Raw genomic sequence first — 17,377 nt, forward strand, 5'->3', positions numbered from 1 at the left:
CGTCGCTGGTCAGCGGCGCGATGGGTCGGCATGATGGCCGACATGGCCTCGGTGCTGGTGATTGAAGACGACGACCGGATCCGGCTGTCGCTGGTGCTGGCCCTCGAGGACGAGGGCTACGCGGCCGAGGGCGCCCCGACCGCCGAGGAGGGACTGGCCCGCCAACGACGGAATCCGGCCGACACCGTCCTGGTCGACCTCATGCTGCCCGGCTTGGACGGATTCGACACGATCCGGGAACTTCGGCGCGCCGACGACGTCCCGATCGTCGTCGTGTCCGCGCGCAGCGACACCCACGACATCGTCGCCGCGCTGGAGGCGGGCGCGGACGACTATCTGGTCAAACCGGTCGCCGTCAAGGAGCTGACCGCCCGGCTGCGAGCCCTGCGTCGCCGGGCGCGGGCCGCCGCGACGGCGATGCCGACGCTGACCTTCGGCGAGCTGACCATCCTGCCGCTGGCCGGCGAGGTCACCCTGAACGGCGAACCGGTCGCGCTGACGCGTACGGAATTCCGGCTGCTGTGTGAGCTGGCCGAACACCCCGGCATGGTGCTGTCCCGGCAGCAGCTGCTCGAACGCGTCTGGGAGTACGACTTCGGCGACGAGCGCCTCGTGGACGTCCACGTCGGGCGGCTGCGCCAGAAGATCGAGGTCGAGCCGTCGGCCCCGAAGCACCTCGTCACCGTCCGCGGCCTGGGCTACAAGCTGCAGCGATGAGGCGACTCCGGCACCCCGGACTCCGGGTACGCGTGACGGCGGCGTTCGCCCTGGGCGCGCTGGTCATCTCGGCGACGATCGCGATCGCGTCGTTCCAGATCACCCAGCAGACACTGCTCAGCGGGCGGGAGCGGTCGGCGTTGCGGGCGGCGTACTTCGACGCGAACGTCACCAACGCCGGGCTGGCCGCCGACTACGACCCCGACGTCCATGAGGTGCTGCGTACGCTCGACACCGGCAGCAGCCGGCACGCGATCGTCTACCGGAACGGGCGGTTCTACTCGCGTACCGCCGACACCGGGTACACCAAGGCGCTGCCCGCCGACCTGCAGTCCCTGGTCGGCTCCGGGCAGACCGCCGTGCAACGCGTACGCACCGACAGCGGGCCGGCGTTGGCGATCGGCATCCCGCTGCCCGACGGCAGCCGCTTCTACATGATCGACTCGATGAACGAGCTGGACCGGACGCTGCGCGTCATGTCGCTGGTGCTCGCGTTGGTGGCGGCGGCGACCACGGCGGCCGGTGCGGCCCTCGGCGCGTACGCGAGCCGCCGTGTGCTGCGGCCGATGCACGTGGTGGCCGACGCCGCCCGGGACATCGCCGGTGGCGACCTGACGGCCCGGCTGGATCCGGCGACCGAACCCGATCTCGAGCGGCTGACCACCTCGTTCAATCGCATGGTCGACCAGCTCGCCGCACGGCTGGAACGCGACCGCCGGTTCGCCGCCGACGTGAGCCATGAGCTGCGCTCGCCGCTGCAGACGCTGGCCGCCGCCGCGAGTGTGTTGGCCCGCCGCCGCGAGCAGCTCGATCCCCGGACGGCCCAGGCCGCCTCGCTGGTCGCCGACGAGGTGGAACGCTTCCAGACGCTCGTCACCGATCTCCTCGAGCTCGCCCGCGCCGATCAAGCCGTCGATCGCCGTCCCACCGACGTGGGCGAGCTGGCCCGGCAGGTGGTCGCCCGCAAGGGCTTCGATCCGGCGACCGTCGTCACCGAGCCGGGCGCCGACCTCGTCTGGCCGGTCGATCGGCGCCGGTTCGAGCAGATCATCGCCAACCTCCTCGACAACGCCGTACGCCACGGCGGCGGCCCGGTCGCCGTACGCCTCGGCGGCACCCCGGCGTCGGGTCGGCTGGAGGTCGACGACGAGGGTCCGGGTGTGCCGCCCACCGATCGTGTGTCCATCTTCGACCGTTTCGTCCGGGGGCGTGCCGCGAACGCCCGGGCCGACTCCGACGGCACCGGCCTGGGGTTGGCACTGGTCCGGCAGCACGCCCTGGCCCATGGCGGCGACGCGACCGTCGTCGACCGGCCCGGCGGCGGCGCCCGCTTCCGCGTCGACCTCGACCTCACCCAGGAGCAGCCGAGCGGCTCCGGTCCCGCCGACGGGAGGCTCGGGTGAGACGCCGAGTCGCCGTCCTCCTCACCGTTCTGCTGGCCGCCGGCTGCGGAGTCCCCGCCGAGTCCGATCCCCGCAGCGTGTCGCCGCCGCCCGGCCCGTTCGCCGGGCTCAGCTCGCCCGTGCCGTCCGCGCCGGCGACGACGCCGACCGGGCGCCTCACCGAGGTGCTGTACTTCGTCCTCGACGGGAAGCTGGTCCGGATCAACCGCCGGGTGGACGCCTGGCCGACCGTCGACGAACTGATCAGCGCCCTGCAGGCCGGCCCGACGCAGACCGAGCGCGACACCGGCCTGGCCACCGCGCTCGGCGGCACCGACGTCGTGGCGGCCGTCTCGGTCGTGGGCGACCGGGCCGAGATCGCCCTGGCCGTCCCGGTCGAGGGCAGCGGCCGCGCCGACGAGGCTCTCGGGTACGCGCAGCTCGTCTGCACGCTGACCGCCCGGGGCGACATCCACGGCGTCGTGTTCACCCGGAACGGGCTGCCGGTGGGCGTGCCGCGAGGGGACGGATCGCTGTCGGAGGGGCCGTTGACCGCCACCGACTACAGCGAGCTGTTGGGATAACCGGGCAGTGAGCCGACGGCGCGGGCGATCAGCACGCTGAACCCGGGCTCGGCCGGGGTGGCGGGCACGAACTGGGTGTCGACGATCGCGAACCCGTACGCCACCAGGTGACCCGGCGACGGAGTGGCGATGCCGGCCAGTCCCAGGACGCCGCCCGGCACCAGCACCCGCCGGAGTTCGGCCAGCTCGACCGGCCAGGGCGCGAACGGTGCGAGCTGCCGGGTCGTCACCATGTCCACGCTCGCCGCCGGCATCGGCAGCGCGTTGGGCGTACCCCGGACGAAGCGAGCGTGCCGCGCGTTGGCCGCCGCCACCGGCAGCGCCTGCGGATCGGCGTCGACCCCCGTCATCGGCGTACCCGGAAAGAAACGCAACGCGAACCGCAACAGCCGTCCCCCACCGCACCCCACGTCGAGCAGGCTCGACGGTTGGGGCCGGGCGCGGACGAGCCGATCGAGGAGTACCGTGGCCGTCAGGACCTCGAAGGGCGGCCGATCCGGCAACCCACTGGCCGGGGGCGCGTTGAGCCGGGAATGCTGCCACACGCGGAGCACGCTAACCGCGCGACCGGCCACTCCGGCCACCTGTCATCGATCCGTCATGGGATCTGGTCGGGACCGCCACATCGCCCGGTAGATCAGGTGTGCGGCCCGATCTGGTCCAGCGTGTATCCGGCCGGATACGCCACGTTGGCCCGCCCCGGCTCCCACTGGTCGGCCACCGGCACCGGTCGCCACCGCCGGATCCACGCCCGCAGCCTCAGTCCGACATGGACGGTGAGGCCCAGGATCCGGCTGGGCTCCGGCCGCCCCAACGCTCGTCGCGCCGGCTTGTCGAGCAGCACGTCCAGCGACGCCGCCGTCATGGAGCGGACGAATCCGAACCGGCGCACCGCCTTCGGCAGTCGTTGCACCATCAGGTCCTTCGTCGACGCCAAGAGTGTGGCCGCCGCCGGGTCGAAGGCGAAAGCGGCGCGCTCGTAAGCCTCGAACTCCGCCTCGAACTCCTCCCACGTCGCCGGGATCGCGGGGATGCCCATCGCCGCGCCGACCTGCCGATAGAAGCCGAGCGTCGCCGCCCGTTGCACGGTGGTCAGCGGACGCGGCCCGTACCGGTCCACCCACCGCGTCGGAATGAACACCAGCGTGCCCAGCACGTACCGGTAGTCCTCGTCGCTGATGTCGTGCGCGCGATGCATCCGGTTCAGCGCCGACAGCACCTGGCGTCCGCGCGGATGGTCGACGCCGTGCGCGATCAGCTCGTACATGATCACACCGGTGTCATACGCCCGCTTGAGCGGCCGCCCCGTCAGCTCCCCGGTGCCGAGCAGCAGCCGCGCGATGCGCGGCACGCAATACGTCCGATAGAACGCCAGGTTGAGACCCACACGGATCTCCGGCCAGAACTCACGCAACACCAACTCCCGGTAGATCCGGTGGGCGTCGTCCATCCGCGAACTCTATCGAGCCACGTGGGCCGGCTTCAGGCCGTCGAACGCCAGCTTCAGCACATCCGACATGTACGCCTCCGGCAGTGGCCGAGCCCGGAGCAGCCAGGCGTGGTACAACGGGCCGAAGATGAGCTCGACGGCCATGTCGAGGTCGGCGTCGACCCTCAGTTCCTCGGTGCCCTGCGCCTTCGCCAGGCGGTCCTTCGCCTCCACGACGGCCTGCTCCAGCAGTTCGCGTACGCCGTCGGCGGCGACGTCGTCGGACTGCGCGGCGATCAGCAGACCACGCCACACCGCACCGGCGTCGGAACCGAAGAGTCTTTGCAGTGCGGTCGTCTGCGTGAGCAGGTCGGCGTACAGGTCGCCGGTGTCGGGGAAGCCGGCCCGCTCCTCGCGTACGCGGTGCATGTATTCCAGCAGCACCGCCGCCTTCGACGGCCACCAGCGATAGATGGTCTGCTTGCCGACGCCCGCCCGGGAGGCGATCGCCTCGACGGTGACGGCGGCGTAGCCGACCTCGGCGCACAAGTCGGCGGCGGCGGTCAGGATCGCCTGCCGCGACTGCTCGTTGCGCCGGTTGGGATCGGGTTGACGGCTCACGGACCATCACTCTACCGCTCGCGAGGCGAAACGTCTCGTCTTGACAATCGCGATCTCTCAGGGCACAGTTCAACGCGAGACAGGACGTCTCGTCTTCTTCTTTCGTCCCGGAGGCCTTCGTGTCCGATTCCACCCAGCTCAGCGGCTTCGCTTTGCTCCGCGGCGGCGTGCTCGTCCGCGACGCCGACGCCGAGATCCTCCGCAGCGACCCGTCCAGCGTGATCACGCTGCTCGCCGACGCCGAGGCGACCGGCGGCGTCCTCACCAGCCAGCGCACGACCCTCCGAGACGGCACACCGGGCGCCCCGCCGCACTTCCACGCCAACTGCGACGAGCTGTTCTTCGTCCTCGACGGCCGGCTGCGCGTCCTGCTCGGCCAGGAGATCCTGACCCTGGACGAGGGCGACTTCCTGCTCGTGCCGCCCTACATGCCCCACGCGTACGCCCCGGCGCCCGGCCACGACGCCGACTTCCTGTGCGTCTTCACCCCTGGTACGCCCCGCGCCGACTACTTCCGGCTCCTCGACCGGGTCCACGCCGGTGAGGCAACCTGGGACGACCTGCTGCAGACGCAGGAGCTGTACGACACGCACTACGTGCCCTCGGAACTCTGGCCATGAGCGGCGCACCACCGACCCCGCTGACCGAGGAGGAAGCCGCCCGGCTCCTCGGCGGACAGCGGTTCGGCATCCTCGCCAGCGTCAAACGAGACGGTCATCCCCATCTGTCCACAGTGCTCTATCGGTGGAGTGAGGCCGACCGCACGATCCGCGTCTCCTCCACCGCCGACCGCCTCAAAGTCCGCCAGCTCCGGCGCGACCCCCGCACCGCCCTGCATGTCAGCGGCCCCACCATCTGGTCATACGCCGTCGCCGAAGGAGAAGCGGAAGTCTCCGAGCCGTCAGCCGAACCCGGCGACGCGGTCGGCCGAGAGCTGCTCGCGATGACGCCCGGCTTCACCGACCACGCCGCCGAACAGGAGTTCCTCGATCAGCTCGTGGCCGATCGCCGAGTGGTCATCCGCATCCGGGTCGCCCGCCTCTACGGCGCGGCCCTGACCATCGCCACATCCTGAGCACCGCCACACCCTGACGTCGGGGCCGCCCAGCTCCCGTGATCCCGCACGTGTGCCCGTGGTGTGCGATCTCTGCCCGTTTCCGGTGATCATTCGCCCTCGGTGTGCGTTCAGCGGCCGTTTCGCGCATACGCAGGGCGAATGTCGCCGCGATCCCGCGTGCCATGCGTGCTCAGCATCTTCGGTGGAGGGTGTTGCGGACGGGCTTTCGTTGCGGGTCGATGAAGGTGGGTGGGAGGAATTCGGGGAAGCCGTCGGGTCGGATGCGTACATCCCAGTGTCCGCGGTGGATTTCGCGATGGTGGAATCCGCACAGCAGGACGGAGTTGGCCAGGCAGGTGTCTCCGCCGTCTGCCCAGGCTTTGAGGTGGTGGCCGTGGCACCACTGGGGTGGGCGATCGCATCCCGGGAAGGCGCATCCCCTGTCCCGCAAGACAAGCGCCCGCCGCAGGGGTCCGTCGATCAATCGTCGGGCGCGGCCGACGTCGAGGACTTGGCCGTCGCCGCCTAATACGGCGGGGATGATCATGGCGTCGCAGGCGAGGCGTCGCACCGTTTCGGGGGTGAGCAGGTCACCGGTGTCGAGCAGGCCGGCGCCGACTTTGGCTTGCAGGGCGTCCCAGGGCAGGGTGACGGTCAGGTGCGGCTTCTCGCCACCGTTGTCGGGTAGCTCGCCGGCGTTGAGGATCCGCTGGCACAGTTCGATCAACGCATCAGCCCGCCGGGCACCGGCCGAACGCAAATCCGCCTCGCCGGGCAGCGTCCGGCCAGCTGAGCCCACAGCACCGCTTTGGCCCGCGCCGCCTTCCGAGCCTGCGCCGCCACCTCCGCTCGCGTTGCCGTTCCCGCTCGCGCCGCCTTCACACCCGGCGCTACCTTCCCAGCCTGCGCCGCCACCTCCGCTCGCGTTGCCGTTGCCGCTCGCGCTACCTTCCCAGCCTGCGTGGCCATCGCCGCTCGCGTCGCCTCCACACCCCGCCCCGCGGTTCCCGTTCGCGCCGAGGTTCCGGTGCGCGCCGCAGTTCCCGCTTGGCGCGCCAGCACCGGCGCACGCGCGACCGGGACCGGCACCGGCGAACGCGCCGGACGCGGATGCGGATGTGGCTGCGGCGGTCGGGGCGGGTTTGCGGGGCGCGGACAGCGGGTCGAGGGCGGTCCGGACGATCGCGGCCATCTCCGCGTCGAGGACACCGCGTACGCGGTATTCGCCGTCGCCGTAGGGGACGAGGGTGAAGTCGCGCCGATCGTGGGCGGACCGTTCGGCGCGTTCCACCTCCCGGCGCAGGCGTTCCTCGGCGATCTCGGGTGCGACCATCTCCAGGATCTGCGACCGGTGCTTCTCCAACACCTCCGGGCGAAGGTGGTCGTCGACAGCCAACCTTGTCAGCGCGTCGGCGGCCTTCGCCTTGCCGACCTCACCCACAGCGGAGGGCAGGTCGTGGACGGTCTTGGCGATCACCCGCGCCTGCTCCACGTTGACCTGCCCGGAAGACAGCGCGGACTCCACCACGGGAACAGCGGGCAGCATCGACGCCAACGAGGTCCACGCGCGGGCGTCCTTATCCCGCATCGCCAGCAGAAACGTCAGCCAGTTCACCGTCCCGGTCGCACCCGCGTTATGCGGAACCTCACGCCCGTCGGCGGTGGCGATCAACGCCGCCAACCGACCCGACAGACGTTGAATCAACGCGAACGTACGCCGGACTTCGTCGGTGACCTCGGCGTCCGAAAGCGTCCACAGGGGACCGGCAAGCAGCTCGGCGACATCCGCCTCCACCTGCGCCAACACCCCGTCCACAGACCAACATTAGAACGAAGGTACGACACCTTCCAGAGGGTCAAGGTCACAAGAAAGTGCCACGATCCCGGGCGCGATGCGCGATCTCGGTTGCTGAGGCGCGTAGCTCCGCGAGGTCGACGCCGATCAGGCGACCGGCGCGTTTCACGATGCGGCCGTCGACGATCACAGTGTCTACATCGGACGGCCGCAGGGACGTGACCACCGCGCCTGCGCAGTCGCCGTTCCCGGCGAGGTGTGCCAGGCCGTCGAGGAGGACGAGGTCGGCGCGTTTGCCGACGGTGATGGTGCCGATCCGGTCGGCCAGGCCGATGGCACGGGCGCCGTCGATGGTGGCCGCGTCGAGCATGCGTGCCGCGGGCAGCAGCGGGGCGGTGCGCGTACGCTCGGCTCGCAGGGTCGCCCGCATGACCTCGAAGAGGTCGGGCACCGAGTTGACCACCACGTCGACGCCCAGCGCGGGCCGGCAGCCCGCGTCGGCGAGCCGCCCGTAAGCCGAAGATCCGTGGCCCATGAGTTCCTCGACGAGCGGGGTCACGGTGACTCCGGCACCCGTGTCGGCGAGGAGTTTGGCCTCGTCGGGGGTCACGGAGTTCAGGTGCACCAGGTGTACGCCGGGACCGAGCAGTCCCACTTCGTCCATTCGCGACACTGCTGACGGCGTACGCCCGCCGCCGAGGTGCATCGTCACCAGGATGCCCAGATCCCGCGCCCGGCGCAGGTGTGCCTCGGCCTCGTCGGCGGGGCCGTATTCCGGGCCGAGGATGGCGAGCGCTGCGCTGAGCGTACCCCTGAGATCTGTGCGGAGCTGGTCGTTCGCGATGACCGCGCGCATCCCCAGGGTTTGATAGGCCTCGGCCGCCGCGTCCACATGCGGGGTGTTGTTCCAGTCGAGGACGGTCGTGACCCCCGCGTCGAGCGCTTCCGCCGCACCGAGCCGGACGGCGAGGTTTGTGTCCTCCGGCCGGTACGCGACCAGCGCGCGGCCGAGGACGGCCGCGAAGTAATCGGGCAGCGTCATGTCGGGGCCGATGCCGCGCAGCGGGGCCTGCCAGACGTGGCGGTGAGTGTCGACGAGGCCGGGGATGAGCACGCGGCCGGTGGCGTCGACGACCTCCGCGCCCGGCGCGTCCAGGCCCCGGCCGATGGCGGCGATCTCGCCGTCGCGGACCAGGACGTCGGTGGCCGGCAGTTCGGGGTGGCCGTCGCCCGGCACCACATGGGCGTTCTGGAGAAGCAGCATAGAGATACCTTTCGAGAAAGCTTTTTTAAAAGGTATCTCACGATCGAGCGCGCCCGCAACCCTCCTCTACCATCGAGGGCGTGAGCAGGGACTCCACCGACGAGATCGCGGCGGCCTGGGCGCTGGAGCTGCCCGGGGTCGTCGGCGAGGAGCTGGAGCTGGCCAAGCGGGCCGCGCGGCTCGCGGCGATCCTCGGCGACAAGGTCAACGCCGAATTGGCCCGGCTCGGGCTGACCAAGGCGGAGTACGAGATTCTGGCGGTGCTGCGCGCGTCCGGCTCGCCTTACCGCCTGCGACCGTCCGATCTGGCCACTCGGCTCATGCTGTCCTCCGGCGGCACCAGCAACCTGGTACGCCGCCTGACCGAGGCGAAGCTGCTCGACCGCGAGGCCGATCCGGCCGACGCCCGCAGTTCCTGGGTACGCCTGACGAAACAGGGCGTGCGCCTGTCCGAGGAGGCCGTCCGCGCGGCGACCGCCGCCCAGGCCGCGGCACTGGTGGCCGTGCCGGAGCCCGATCGGAAGGCGGCAATCGCCGCGCTTCGGCAGGTGCTGCTGGCGCTCGGCGACCGGCCTTAGGCCGTCGGCGCCGCCTGCCGGTACAGCAGGTTGCCGGGGGACGCGGGGTCCTCGCTGGTGTAGTAGTCACGGATCGCGTCGAGCACTTCGAGGACGGACAGCCGCCCGTCGCCGTCGGCGTCGACCGCGGTGAAAGCGCCGGTGATGTCGTCGACGGAAGAGCCGATGGCCTGCCACAACCGGGCCAGTTCGCCGGGAGCGAGGTAGCCGTCGTTGTCGCTGTCGGCAAGCCGGATGGTGGCGAGCGCCATCGGCGTGTAGACGGCGGCGAACTTCTCGCCGTCGATGAAGGCGGCCTGGAAGGCCGCGCCGAACTCCTCGCGGGTCATGCGCCCGTCACTCGGTATGCCCGCGTGCGCCGAGAGACAGTCCCAGTACCAGCCGTAGAGGCTGATCGTCTCGCGGCCCCGGGCGGTGGAGGTCTCCTGCCCGAAAGCGCTGAGGACCCGGCCGGCCTGATGCAGGAGCGCGGTGCGGTCGATCAGGCCCCGCCGGGCGGTGTCGATCTGGTCGAAAGCGGCATCCAATTTGGGGGATAGCGGCGTTTTCTCCATGAATGAACGGTAGGGCGGCGGGACCTGCGTACACAACGGGACTAACCCGACAAGGCGACGGTCGGCTCATAGCCCGGAGGACAGCCGAAGCGTGATCGCCCCGGCGATGATCGCGAGAAAGCTCAGCAGTTTGGGCAGGGTGAGCTTCTCGCGGTAGACCAGGGCCGCGAACACGACCGTGCCGATCGACCCCATCCCGGTCCAGATCGTGTAGCCGACCCCGACCTCGATGGTCCGCAGGGCGAGGCTGAGCGTGAAGACGCCGCCGGCCGCGGCGAGGAGGGTGAACACCGACGGCCACAGCCGGGTGAAACCCTTGGTGGCATTGGTCCCGAGGGCGAAGGCGATCTCGAAGACGATCGCGACGGCGAGATAGATCCAGGACATGACGTTCCTCCGCGATCAGTTCGGCGTGGTCAGTTCGGCGTGGTCAGTTCGGCGTGGTCAGTTCGGCGCAGTCAGTTCGGCGCAGTCAGTTCGGGCTCGGTCGACGGACGCGCGGGCCGGTCGGCCAGCTTGAGGCCCAGGACGCCGCCGATGATGAGGAAGAAGGCGATGATCTTCCCGGCGTTGAGCGACTCGTCGAAGATCAGCGTGCCCAGCACGACGGTGCCGACCGAGCCGATCCCCGTCCACACGGTGTAGCCGACGCTGACGTCGAGGGTCCGCAGGGCCAGGCTGAGGAAGAAGATCCCCGCGGCCGCGGCGACGATGGTGAGCAGTGACGGCCCGAGTCGGGTGAAGCCCTCGGTCGCGTTGGTCGCCAGGGCGAAGACGACCTCGAAGACCGAGGCGATGAGCAGGTAGATCCAGGCCATGACGAGCGCCTTCCAATTGCTTGTATGTACAAGTACTAGCCGAGACAAAGCTTGTATGTACAAGTAAGCTGTTGTCAAGACGAAAGGACGGCGGCGTGGATCACGATGAACGGCTGTGGGCCGGCGTACTGGGGGCGTATTCGCAGGTCGAGGGCCGGTTGGGGACGATGCTCCAACGGCGGCACGGATTGGGGCTCTCCGAATACCGGGCACTCAGTCACCTCGCCGCGTCTGATGGCGGCGAACTGCGGATGACCGAGCTGGCCGACCGGCTCGGCCTCACCCAGAGCACGCTGACCCGGCTGCTCGGCCGGCTGATCGCCGCCGGCTACGCCGCCCGTGACACGTGCCCGGAGGACAAGCGTGGGGCGTACGCGGTGATCACGGCGGCCGGGCGGACGCGGCAGACCAAGGCTCGCCCGGACTACGCGGCGACGCTCACCGACGCGCTCGACGCCGCCGCCGAGACCGAACCGCTCATCCGCGCCCTGCGCGCGTACGGGCAGGCCAAGTAGGCTCCCCGAGCGTGGCCAAGATCGGCTCAGCGTTCCTGCCCGTCCACGACCCGGCCGCCGCCGCGACCTATGATCTGCGGCATGGCGTACGACCCGGATCCGCCGACGCAGCTGCTGCCCACTCACCAGCAGGGGCGGCACGCCGCACCCGGCTCGCCGAACCGGTGGCTCTTCGGCGTGATCGGCGGAGCCGCCGTGCTGGCGATCCTCCTCGGCATCCTCACCGGGCTGCTGCTGACGGGCGGCACCCCGGAGCCGAAGCACACGGCCGCCGGACCGACGGCCGCCGCCGAACCCACTGAAGAGGAGACCCTGGAGCCGTCGCCCGAGGTCACGACGGTGTCGCCGTCGCCGACTCGAAAGCCCTCGCCGGCACCGGCCAAGAAGACGGCCGCGCAGCTGATCGCGTCGACCCGCGCCCTACTCGACTCCTACGCGCGGGCCGGCCGCGTCGACGAGGAGGCCGCCGACATCCTCGGCGGCGACCTGCGTGACCTCGCCCGCGACGTGGCGAGCGGCCGCACGCGGCGGGCCTGGAGCGACCTGACGGACGCGGGCCGCCACCTGCGGAATCTCCACGAGGAGGACCAGGTCGGTGATCGCGAGTACCAGGCGCTCGCCGCTGCGCTGACCGAGATCGCGAAGGCGCTCCCCCGCACCTGAGCCGTCGGTCGCCGCGGTCAGGCCCGGGAGTCCAGCAGCTCGGCGATTTCGGCGTAGCCGCGCTGCTTGGCGTGCTGCAACGGCGTCACGCCGTCCTTGTCGGCGATCGCCGGGTCGGCTCCGGCATCCAGCAGGATGCCCACGATCTCCACGTACGGCCTTGAGCCGTCGCCGAGGATCACGGCCTCGAGCATCGCCGTCCAGCCGAGATCGTTGACGTGGTTCACGTTGATGCCGGTCTGCACGACTCGGCGTACGTAGTCGACGTGGCCGCGCTCGCTGGCCGGGATCACCGAGATGCCGCCGAACCGGTTGCGCAGATTCATGTCAGGCTCGGCCGGAAGCAGTGCCTCCAGCATCGCCACGCTGCCGGTGACGCCGGTGACCAGCCACGGGCTGTCGTTCCGGTCGTCCTGCGCGTCCACGTCGGCGCCCGCGTCCAGCAGCGCCTTCGCGGTGTCGACGTGATCGTTCAGCGCCGCCAGCAGCAACGGCGTACGCCGATGGTCGTCGCGTACGTCGACCGGCACGCCGGCCGCCAGCTCTCGGCGTACCGTCGCGGTGTCACCGGAAGCGGACGCGGACAGGAGGGTTTCGGCGGAGGGCATGGTGGTCTTCACTTTCTGCAGGGTGACGACGGTGATGGACAGCGCGGCCGCGAGGACCGCGAAGAGGATGACGAGACGGCGCTTCATGGACGGCCTCGCAAGGTGATCAGGCGGCGGTTGACCGCTTCCGTGACCGCCGCGGTACGCGAGTCGACGCCGAGCTTGCCGAAGATGTGGACCAGGTGGGTCTTCACGGTGGCCTCGCTGATGAGCAGGCGGCGGGCGATCTGCTGGTTGGTCAGGCCCTCGGCGAGCAGGGTGACGATCTCGGTCTCCCGGGCGGACAGCGCCACGCCCGGCTGGTGCACCTGACGGGCGAGCCGACCGGCCACCGCCGCCGACAGCGCGGTACGCCCCGCCGCCGCGTCGTCGATCGCACGGAACAGGTCGTCCGGCGCGATGTCCTTGAGGATGTAGCCGACCGCACCGGCGGCCATCGCCCGCACCACGTCGGCGTCACTGTCGTAGGTGGTCAGCACGAGCACCCGGGGAGCCGGGTCGAGCGCGAGCAGTCGCCGGGTCGCCTCGACCCCGTCGATGCCCTGGCCGAGCTGAAGATCCATGAGGACGACCTCCGGATGCAGCGCGGCCGCCAGCGACACCGCCTGCTCGCCGGTGCCCGTCTCCGCGACGACTTCGACGCCCGGCTGCGACTCCAGCAGCGCGCGCAGACCCGCCCGGACGACCACGTGGTCGTCGACCAGCAACAATCTCATGAGGAGGCTCCCTCCGTCGGGATCGCCACCGCGATCGCCGTGCCCCGGCCGGGCTCGGATTCGACGGTGACCCGGCCACCGGCCAACTCGGCGCGCCGCCCGATCGCCTCCAGGCCGAACCCCCGGCCCGGACCAGCCGATGGCCGGGTCGGATCGAACCCCGCCCCGTCGTCCACGACGTCGAGCCGTACCTCGTCGGGGAGGTAACTCAGGGTGACCGCGGCTGTCTGCGCTTGGGCGTGCTCGGCGACGTTCGCCAGCGCGCCCTGGACGATCCGCAACAGCGTCATCGCGGTGGACTCCGGCAACGCGTAGCGGTCGCCGTCGACGGCGAACCGGACCGCGGGGCCGCGAATGCCGGCGCAGACGTCGGCGATCGCCTGCTCGAGGCTGCGCCCCCGCAACGAATTGAGGTCCATCACGACCGTCCGGATGTCGCCGAGCGTGTCCCGGTTGACCGTCATGGCCTGCCGCAGATTCGCCTGGGCGGCGGCCGCGGGCCAGGCCCGGTCGGCCGCCTGGAGCAGCAGATTCACGCTCGACATGCCCTGCGCGATGGTGTCGTGCAAGTCGCGCGCCAGCCGCGCCCGCTCCTCCAGCGCACCCGCGCGGCGGCGGCTCTCGGCCAGCGCCTGGCTCGTCCGGGCGAGCTGCAGGTACGCGGCCGTGGTGATGATCGCCACCCCGGCCGGGCCGGCGATGAGCCCGACATCGGGATGCCAGCCGTTCAGCCGGACGAACGAGAGCACCACCACGGCGGTGAGCACGGCGATGATCGTGACCGCGGTCCGGGGCGAGTAGTCGTCCAGCGCGACGAAGACGAGTGGCACGGCACACAGCGCGAAAGAGGGCGCGAGCAGGACGATCGCCAGCCAGATGACGGCCACGAGGAGCAGCCCCACCCGGCGCGGCTTCCACACCATCGTGAGCGCGTACGCGACCGCCAGCAGGGCCGCGAGCCCGAGCACCGGCGCGCTCCAGCCGTGCCGGGCCACATACCTGGCCGCCGACGAGGCGAGCAGCAGGTAGAAGCCGGCATGCATCCAAACGCGCATGATCCAACCCTACGGTCGCCGGGAACGCCGCCATCAACCATTCGATGGATGCCGCCGTCGATCTCCCGCACCAAGTGAGGGCATGTTTCCCCGGCAAGACTCGATCTCGTTGGCCCGCTTGGGTCGCTTCTCGCGGAATCCACTCGCGGGATCCACTCACGGAATCCACTCACGGAATCCACTCACGGAATCCACTCACGGAATCCACTCACGGAATCCACTCACGGAATCCATCCGCGCAATCCACTCGCGGAATCCCGGGATAACGCGGTTATCCGGAGACGAATAGCCACGTTATCCCGGGATCTTGCGAGGCGGGTAGCCCGCAAGCAGGAGCCCGCCTGTCCACGGGCCAACCGGATCAGTCGCTAGAAAGGATTGGGATCATGCAGATCAGCCGTCGTCTCGCCCTCACCGTCGGAGCGGGCGCACTGACCGCCGCCGGCGCTCTGGGCGTCGCATTGCCCGCCACCACCGCCGCCGCGGTCACCGCCGCCCCCGCGGTGTCCGTCCGCTCCACCGTCGAGGTGCGTACGCTCAGCGACGACGCTGTGATGCGCGCCGCGCAGGCCGCGCTCGCCGCCGCGACCAAGGACGGGCAGAAGGTCTCCGTCGTCGTGATGGACCGCTCCGGCGTCGTCCGGATCGCCCTGCACAGCGCCGGAGCCGGACCGCAGACCGACGAGTCCGCCGAGCGCAAGGCGTTCACCGCCGTCTCGTTCGGTCAGGCCACCTCGGCGCTCGCCGCCCGGGCCGGCGGCGACGGACCGTCCATCCGCGACATCCCGGGCACGTTGTTCCTGGGCGGCGGGGTGCCCGTCGTCGTCGACGGCGCGCCGATCGCGGGCATCGGCGTGGGCGGGGCGCCCAGCGGCGACCTCGACGAGAAGTACGCCGCCGCCGGTGCGGCCGCCCTCCGCTGACCCATCCCCTCAATGGGCGGCTGGATCAGGGTTCTAGGCCGAATCTTGGAGCAAGATTCGACCGGGAACCCTGATCCAGCGCCCCAGAAAGGCCCCAGAAAGCGCCAGGAAGGCCCAGAAAGCGCCAGGAAGCCCTAGAAAGCCGCAGCGCTAAGCGGTGACCCACGAGGGGTCGTCGCGCCGATGGTCCAGGTAGTTCTGCACCGTGGTCAGGCTCGCCATCGAACCCATCCGGTCGACGAACTCGTACCCGTCGAGGTGGTCGACCTCGTGCTGGACGACGCGGGCGGCGTACCCGGTGAACTCCTGGTGCGTTTCCGCGCCGTCGCGCCCGGCGAAGGTGACGACGACGGAGAACGATCGCGGCACGACCCCCATGATCCCCGGTACGCTGAAGCACCCTTCCCAGCCCAGCACGTCGGCCGGGGAACGCCGCACGATCACGGGGTTGATCATCTCGACGAGCGGCGTCTCGGGGCGGTCGGGGAAGACGTCGGTCTTGCGTACCTCGACGACCACGACGCGGGCCGACACGCCGACCTGCGGCGCGGCCAGCCCGGCACCGTTCAGCGACCGCAGTCGCGTGACCATCGCGTCGAGCAGCTCGTGGGCCTCGGTGACCGGATCGATCACCGCGACGGGCGCTTTCAGCCGCGGGTCGCCGATCGTGACCAGGCCCTCCCCGGCGAGGCCGGACATCCAGGCGCGGTCGCTCTTGGCCAAGCTCATCTCGCGGCTCCCCACGGAACATACAAGCGCCGGCATCGCTCCACATTGTCGTCGAGCTGCCGGACGAGCGTCTCATAGGCGTCCAGGCCCCGGAGCGAGGCGAGGCCGAAGTCCTCTTCGCGGCGGAGCAGCTGCACGGACAGGAAACCCAGCTCCACCGCGGCGCGCAGACACGCCAGCGCCGGCTCGGTCTGCCCCAGTTCCGCGTACACATGGGTCAATCGATAGGTGATGTAGCCGTTGGCCGGATGTGCGGCGCGCAGCTCGTCGGCCAGCCGCCGGGCCGTCTCCGCGTGGCCTGCGGCCGCGTGGATGTTCGCGAGCCACGCGGTGGTCCGGCTGTTCGCCTCGGTCGCGCCGAGTCGCTCCAGCGCCTCCGCCCAGGTCCCCGGGCGGAGATAGCCCAGGAGCGTCCACACTGTCACGTCCGTGGGATCGGCCTCCACGCCTTCGCGGGCCACTCGCGCCGCGAGCTCCCCGCCGTCTTCCATGTGGTACGCCGCCAGCGCGACCGCCCAGCGCGTGTTGGCGTCGGTGGGATGACTGGTCAGGTAGGCGCGCGCGGTCTCGACGGCGGCTTCGTGGCGGCCGAGGAGCATCAGGCACCAGATCCGCAGCTTCTGCGCGGCCAGGTCGGTGGGGTCGGCCGCGAGCACCGAGTCGACCAGCGGCATCGCGACGTCGGCGAGCCCGGCGTTGGTCAGCGCGCGGGCGAACGCGACGGAGGCGTCGAGGCTGTCCGGGTGCCGGGTGTAGACCGAACGGCCCGCCCGCAGGGCGTGCTCGTGCCAGCCCATGTCCCAGCAGGCCCGGATGAAGGTGATGTGGGCGATGACCGATCCGGGGTCCGCTTCGAGCGCCGCCGCGACGTCACGCAGCGCCCGGTTCAGCGCCTCGCTGGAGTCGGCCCAGCCCGCGAAGTACTTCCGCCACTGGGTGTAGCCGCGGGCGGCGATCGCCCCGGCGAAGGTCGGATCGTGCGTGACCGCCCGTTCCAGCAGCGCCTCGGCGGCCTCGATCCCCTCGCGGTCGTCGTGCGCCAGCAGCCCGTACCCGCGCCGGTACAGCTCCCGGGCCGGTCCGTCCTCAAAAGACAGAGCCGGGCCGGTCGGCGGGGCGGGGGCGTACGCGGGCGGCGGTCCGCTGAGCAGACCGGCGAGATCCTCGACGGGCAGCCGCAGCGCCTTGGCCAGCCGGGGACGGTGCCACGGCTGCGGCTCGGTCTCGCCCGACTCCCAGCGGATGACGGTGGTCCGGTCGACGCCGAGGGCGGCGGCCAGCTCCTCCTGGCTGAAGCCCATCGTCTTGCGTCGTTCCGCCAACGCCCGGCGCCGCACCGTCCACCCCCTACCGTTTTGCATATTTACGC

The 17,377-nt window shown here is 70.9% G+C and carries 22 protein-coding genes; 9 read left to right on the forward strand and 13 right to left on the reverse strand.

What is annotated here, in order from left to right:
* The first annotated feature begins 42 nt into the window (after positions 1 to 42).
* Genes AB0H43_RS32830 through AB0H43_RS32840 form a run of 3 tightly spaced genes read left to right on the forward strand, consistent with a single transcriptional unit; the run spans position 43 to position 2,683 of the window.
* Positions 43 to 717, forward strand: a complete 675-nt coding sequence (locus AB0H43_RS32830; RefSeq protein ID WP_360005806.1) for a response regulator transcription factor — start codon at positions 43 to 45, stop codon at positions 715 to 717.
* Complete coding sequence (locus tag AB0H43_RS32835; protein ID WP_360005808.1) at positions 714 to 2,120, forward strand: HAMP domain-containing sensor histidine kinase; 1,407 nt, start codon at positions 714 to 716, stop codon at positions 2,118 to 2,120. Before AB0H43_RS32830 ends, AB0H43_RS32835 begins: the two co-directional genes overlap by 4 nt.
* A complete protein-coding gene (locus AB0H43_RS32840) occupies positions 2,117 to 2,683 on the forward strand; it encodes a GerMN domain-containing protein (protein ID WP_360005810.1) in 567 nt (188 codons plus the stop codon). The genes AB0H43_RS32835 and AB0H43_RS32840 overlap by 4 nt, the downstream gene beginning before the upstream one ends.
* Here the strand turns inward: AB0H43_RS32840 and AB0H43_RS32845 are convergent.
* The 3 genes from AB0H43_RS32845 to AB0H43_RS32855 form a co-directional block, all read right to left on the reverse strand.
* A complete protein-coding gene (locus AB0H43_RS32845) occupies positions 2,662 to 3,228 on the reverse strand; it encodes a class I SAM-dependent methyltransferase (RefSeq protein WP_360005811.1) in 567 nt (188 codons plus the stop codon). The two genes, AB0H43_RS32840 and AB0H43_RS32845, sit on opposite strands and share 22 nt — an antisense overlap.
* Positions 3,229 to 3,320: 92 nt before the next feature.
* A complete protein-coding gene (locus AB0H43_RS32850) occupies positions 3,321 to 4,133 on the reverse strand; it encodes an oxygenase MpaB family protein (RefSeq protein WP_360005813.1) in 813 nt (270 codons plus the stop codon).
* A 9-nt stretch (positions 4,134 to 4,142) separates the two neighbouring features.
* Positions 4,143 to 4,733: a TetR/AcrR family transcriptional regulator gene (locus AB0H43_RS32855; RefSeq protein ID WP_360005815.1), complete on the reverse strand. Its 591-nt coding sequence runs from the start codon at positions 4,731 to 4,733 to the stop codon at positions 4,143 to 4,145.
* A 119-nt stretch (positions 4,734 to 4,852) separates the two neighbouring features.
* On the opposite strand from AB0H43_RS32855, the gene AB0H43_RS32860 reads away from it, so the two are divergent.
* Both AB0H43_RS32860 and AB0H43_RS32865 read left to right on the forward strand, forming a co-directional pair.
* Positions 4,853 to 5,353 (forward strand): cupin domain-containing protein, encoded by a 501-nt coding sequence (locus tag AB0H43_RS32860; protein ID WP_360005817.1) that lies wholly within the window; start codon positions 4,853 to 4,855, stop codon positions 5,351 to 5,353.
* Complete coding sequence (locus AB0H43_RS32865) at positions 5,350 to 5,808, forward strand: TIGR03618 family F420-dependent PPOX class oxidoreductase (RefSeq protein WP_360005819.1); 459 nt, start codon at positions 5,350 to 5,352, stop codon at positions 5,806 to 5,808. Before AB0H43_RS32860 ends, AB0H43_RS32865 begins: the two co-directional genes overlap by 4 nt.
* 172 nt (positions 5,809 to 5,980) lie before the next feature.
* Here the strand turns inward: AB0H43_RS32865 and AB0H43_RS32870 are convergent, their stop codons facing one another.
* Complete coding sequence (locus tag AB0H43_RS32870) at positions 5,981 to 7,606, reverse strand: DUF222 domain-containing protein (RefSeq protein ID WP_360005821.1); 1,626 nt, start codon at positions 7,604 to 7,606, stop codon at positions 5,981 to 5,983.
* Positions 7,607 to 7,652: 46 nt separating this feature from the next.
* Positions 7,653 to 8,849, reverse strand: a complete 1,197-nt coding sequence (locus AB0H43_RS32875; protein ID WP_360005823.1) for an amidohydrolase family protein — start codon at positions 8,847 to 8,849, stop codon at positions 7,653 to 7,655.
* 80 nt (positions 8,850 to 8,929) lie between these two features.
* Between AB0H43_RS32875 and AB0H43_RS32880 the strand changes: the two genes are divergently transcribed.
* Positions 8,930 to 9,427: a MarR family transcriptional regulator gene (locus AB0H43_RS32880; RefSeq protein WP_360005825.1), complete on the forward strand. Its 498-nt coding sequence runs from the start codon at positions 8,930 to 8,932 to the stop codon at positions 9,425 to 9,427.
* Here the strand turns inward: AB0H43_RS32880 and AB0H43_RS32885 are convergent.
* The 3 genes from AB0H43_RS32885 to AB0H43_RS32895 form a co-directional block, all read right to left on the reverse strand.
* Positions 9,424 to 9,981 carry a hypothetical protein gene (locus AB0H43_RS32885; RefSeq protein WP_360005827.1) on the reverse strand — a complete coding sequence of 186 codons (558 nt, stop codon included), beginning with the start codon at positions 9,979 to 9,981 and terminating at the stop codon, positions 9,424 to 9,426. The genes AB0H43_RS32880 and AB0H43_RS32885 overlap by 4 nt on opposite strands.
* Positions 9,982 to 10,047: 66 nt before the next feature.
* On the reverse strand, positions 10,048 to 10,368 hold the full coding sequence (locus AB0H43_RS32890) for a multidrug efflux SMR transporter (protein WP_360005829.1): 321 nt from the start codon (positions 10,366 to 10,368) through the stop codon (positions 10,048 to 10,050).
* A 71-nt stretch (positions 10,369 to 10,439) separates the two neighbouring features.
* Positions 10,440 to 10,799, reverse strand: coding sequence for a multidrug efflux SMR transporter (locus AB0H43_RS32895; protein ID WP_360005831.1), 360 nt, complete (start codon positions 10,797 to 10,799; stop codon positions 10,440 to 10,442).
* A gap of 95 nt (positions 10,800 to 10,894) precedes the next feature.
* On the opposite strand from AB0H43_RS32895, the gene AB0H43_RS32900 reads away from it, so the two are divergent.
* Positions 10,895 to 11,314 (forward strand): MarR family transcriptional regulator, encoded by a 420-nt coding sequence (locus tag AB0H43_RS32900; RefSeq protein ID WP_360005833.1) that lies wholly within the window; start codon positions 10,895 to 10,897, stop codon positions 11,312 to 11,314.
* Positions 11,315 to 11,395: 81 nt separating this feature from the next.
* Complete coding sequence (locus AB0H43_RS32905; RefSeq protein ID WP_360005835.1) at positions 11,396 to 11,977, forward strand: hypothetical protein; 582 nt, start codon at positions 11,396 to 11,398, stop codon at positions 11,975 to 11,977.
* Between the two features lie 17 nt (positions 11,978 to 11,994).
* Here AB0H43_RS32905 and AB0H43_RS32910 read toward each other — a convergent pair whose 3' ends face one another.
* Genes AB0H43_RS32910 through AB0H43_RS32920 form a run of 3 tightly spaced genes read right to left on the reverse strand, consistent with a single transcriptional unit; the run spans position 11,995 to position 14,356 of the window.
* Positions 11,995 to 12,672, reverse strand: a complete 678-nt coding sequence (locus AB0H43_RS32910; RefSeq protein WP_360005837.1) for an ankyrin repeat domain-containing protein — start codon at positions 12,670 to 12,672, stop codon at positions 11,995 to 11,997.
* Complete coding sequence (locus AB0H43_RS32915) at positions 12,669 to 13,301, reverse strand: response regulator transcription factor (protein ID WP_360005839.1); 633 nt, start codon at positions 13,299 to 13,301, stop codon at positions 12,669 to 12,671. Before AB0H43_RS32915 ends, AB0H43_RS32910 begins: the two co-directional genes overlap by 4 nt.
* A complete protein-coding gene (locus tag AB0H43_RS32920) occupies positions 13,298 to 14,356 on the reverse strand; it encodes a sensor histidine kinase (RefSeq protein WP_360005841.1) in 1,059 nt (352 codons plus the stop codon). The genes AB0H43_RS32915 and AB0H43_RS32920 overlap by 4 nt, the downstream gene beginning before the upstream one ends.
* 386 nt (positions 14,357 to 14,742) lie before the next feature.
* On the opposite strand from AB0H43_RS32920, the gene AB0H43_RS32925 reads away from it, so the two are divergent.
* Complete coding sequence (locus tag AB0H43_RS32925) at positions 14,743 to 15,279, forward strand: heme-binding protein (protein ID WP_360005843.1); 537 nt, start codon at positions 14,743 to 14,745, stop codon at positions 15,277 to 15,279.
* A gap of 150 nt (positions 15,280 to 15,429) precedes the next feature.
* Here the strand turns inward: AB0H43_RS32925 and def are convergent, their stop codons facing one another.
* Positions 15,430 to 16,008 (reverse strand): peptide deformylase, encoded by a 579-nt coding sequence (gene def, locus AB0H43_RS32930; RefSeq protein WP_360005845.1) that lies wholly within the window; start codon positions 16,006 to 16,008, stop codon positions 15,430 to 15,432.
* On the reverse strand, positions 16,005 to 17,345 hold the full coding sequence (locus tag AB0H43_RS32935; protein WP_360005846.1) for a helix-turn-helix domain-containing protein: 1,341 nt from the start codon (positions 17,343 to 17,345) through the stop codon (positions 16,005 to 16,007). Before AB0H43_RS32935 ends, def begins: the two co-directional genes overlap by 4 nt.
* Positions 17,346 to 17,377 lie beyond the last annotated feature (32 nt).

This window comes from Hamadaea sp. NPDC050747 (assembly GCF_040654195.1).
Taxonomy (GTDB): domain Bacteria; phylum Actinomycetota; class Actinomycetes; order Mycobacteriales; family Micromonosporaceae; genus Hamadaea.

What these genes read in the sequence shown, in the direction of transcription:
- AB0H43_RS32920 (WP_360005841.1), bottom strand. Translation starts at nt 14,356, where the DNA reads ATGCGCGTTTGGATGCATGCCGGCTTCTACCTGCTGCTCGCCTCGTCG.
- AB0H43_RS32905 (WP_360005835.1), top strand. Translation starts at nt 11,396, where the DNA reads ATGGCGTACGACCCGGATCCGCCGACGCAGCTGCTGCCCACTCACCAG.
- AB0H43_RS32910 (WP_360005837.1), bottom strand. Translation starts at nt 12,672, where the DNA reads ATGAAGCGCCGTCTCGTCATCCTCTTCGCGGTCCTCGCGGCCGCGCTG.
- AB0H43_RS32875 (WP_360005823.1), bottom strand. Translation starts at nt 8,849, where the DNA reads ATGCTGCTTCTCCAGAACGCCCATGTGGTGCCGGGCGACGGCCACCCC.
- AB0H43_RS32895 (WP_360005831.1), bottom strand. Translation starts at nt 10,799, where the DNA reads ATGGCCTGGATCTACCTGCTCATCGCCTCGGTCTTCGAGGTCGTCTTC.
- AB0H43_RS32830 (WP_360005806.1), top strand. Translation starts at nt 43, where the DNA reads ATGGCCTCGGTGCTGGTGATTGAAGACGACGACCGGATCCGGCTGTCG.
- AB0H43_RS32835 (WP_360005808.1), top strand. Translation starts at nt 714, where the DNA reads ATGAGGCGACTCCGGCACCCCGGACTCCGGGTACGCGTGACGGCGGCG.
- AB0H43_RS32850 (WP_360005813.1), bottom strand. Translation starts at nt 4,133, where the DNA reads ATGGACGACGCCCACCGGATCTACCGGGAGTTGGTGTTGCGTGAGTTC.
- AB0H43_RS32865 (WP_360005819.1), top strand. Translation starts at nt 5,350, where the DNA reads ATGAGCGGCGCACCACCGACCCCGCTGACCGAGGAGGAAGCCGCCCGG.
- def (WP_360005845.1), bottom strand. Translation starts at nt 16,008, where the DNA reads ATGAGCTTGGCCAAGAGCGACCGCGCCTGGATGTCCGGCCTCGCCGGG.
- AB0H43_RS32890 (WP_360005829.1), bottom strand. Translation starts at nt 10,368, where the DNA reads ATGTCCTGGATCTATCTCGCCGTCGCGATCGTCTTCGAGATCGCCTTC.
- AB0H43_RS32925 (WP_360005843.1), top strand. Translation starts at nt 14,743, where the DNA reads ATGCAGATCAGCCGTCGTCTCGCCCTCACCGTCGGAGCGGGCGCACTG.
- AB0H43_RS32885 (WP_360005827.1), bottom strand. Translation starts at nt 9,981, where the DNA reads ATGGAGAAAACGCCGCTATCCCCCAAATTGGATGCCGCTTTCGACCAG.
- AB0H43_RS32915 (WP_360005839.1), bottom strand. Translation starts at nt 13,301, where the DNA reads ATGAGATTGTTGCTGGTCGACGACCACGTGGTCGTCCGGGCGGGTCTG.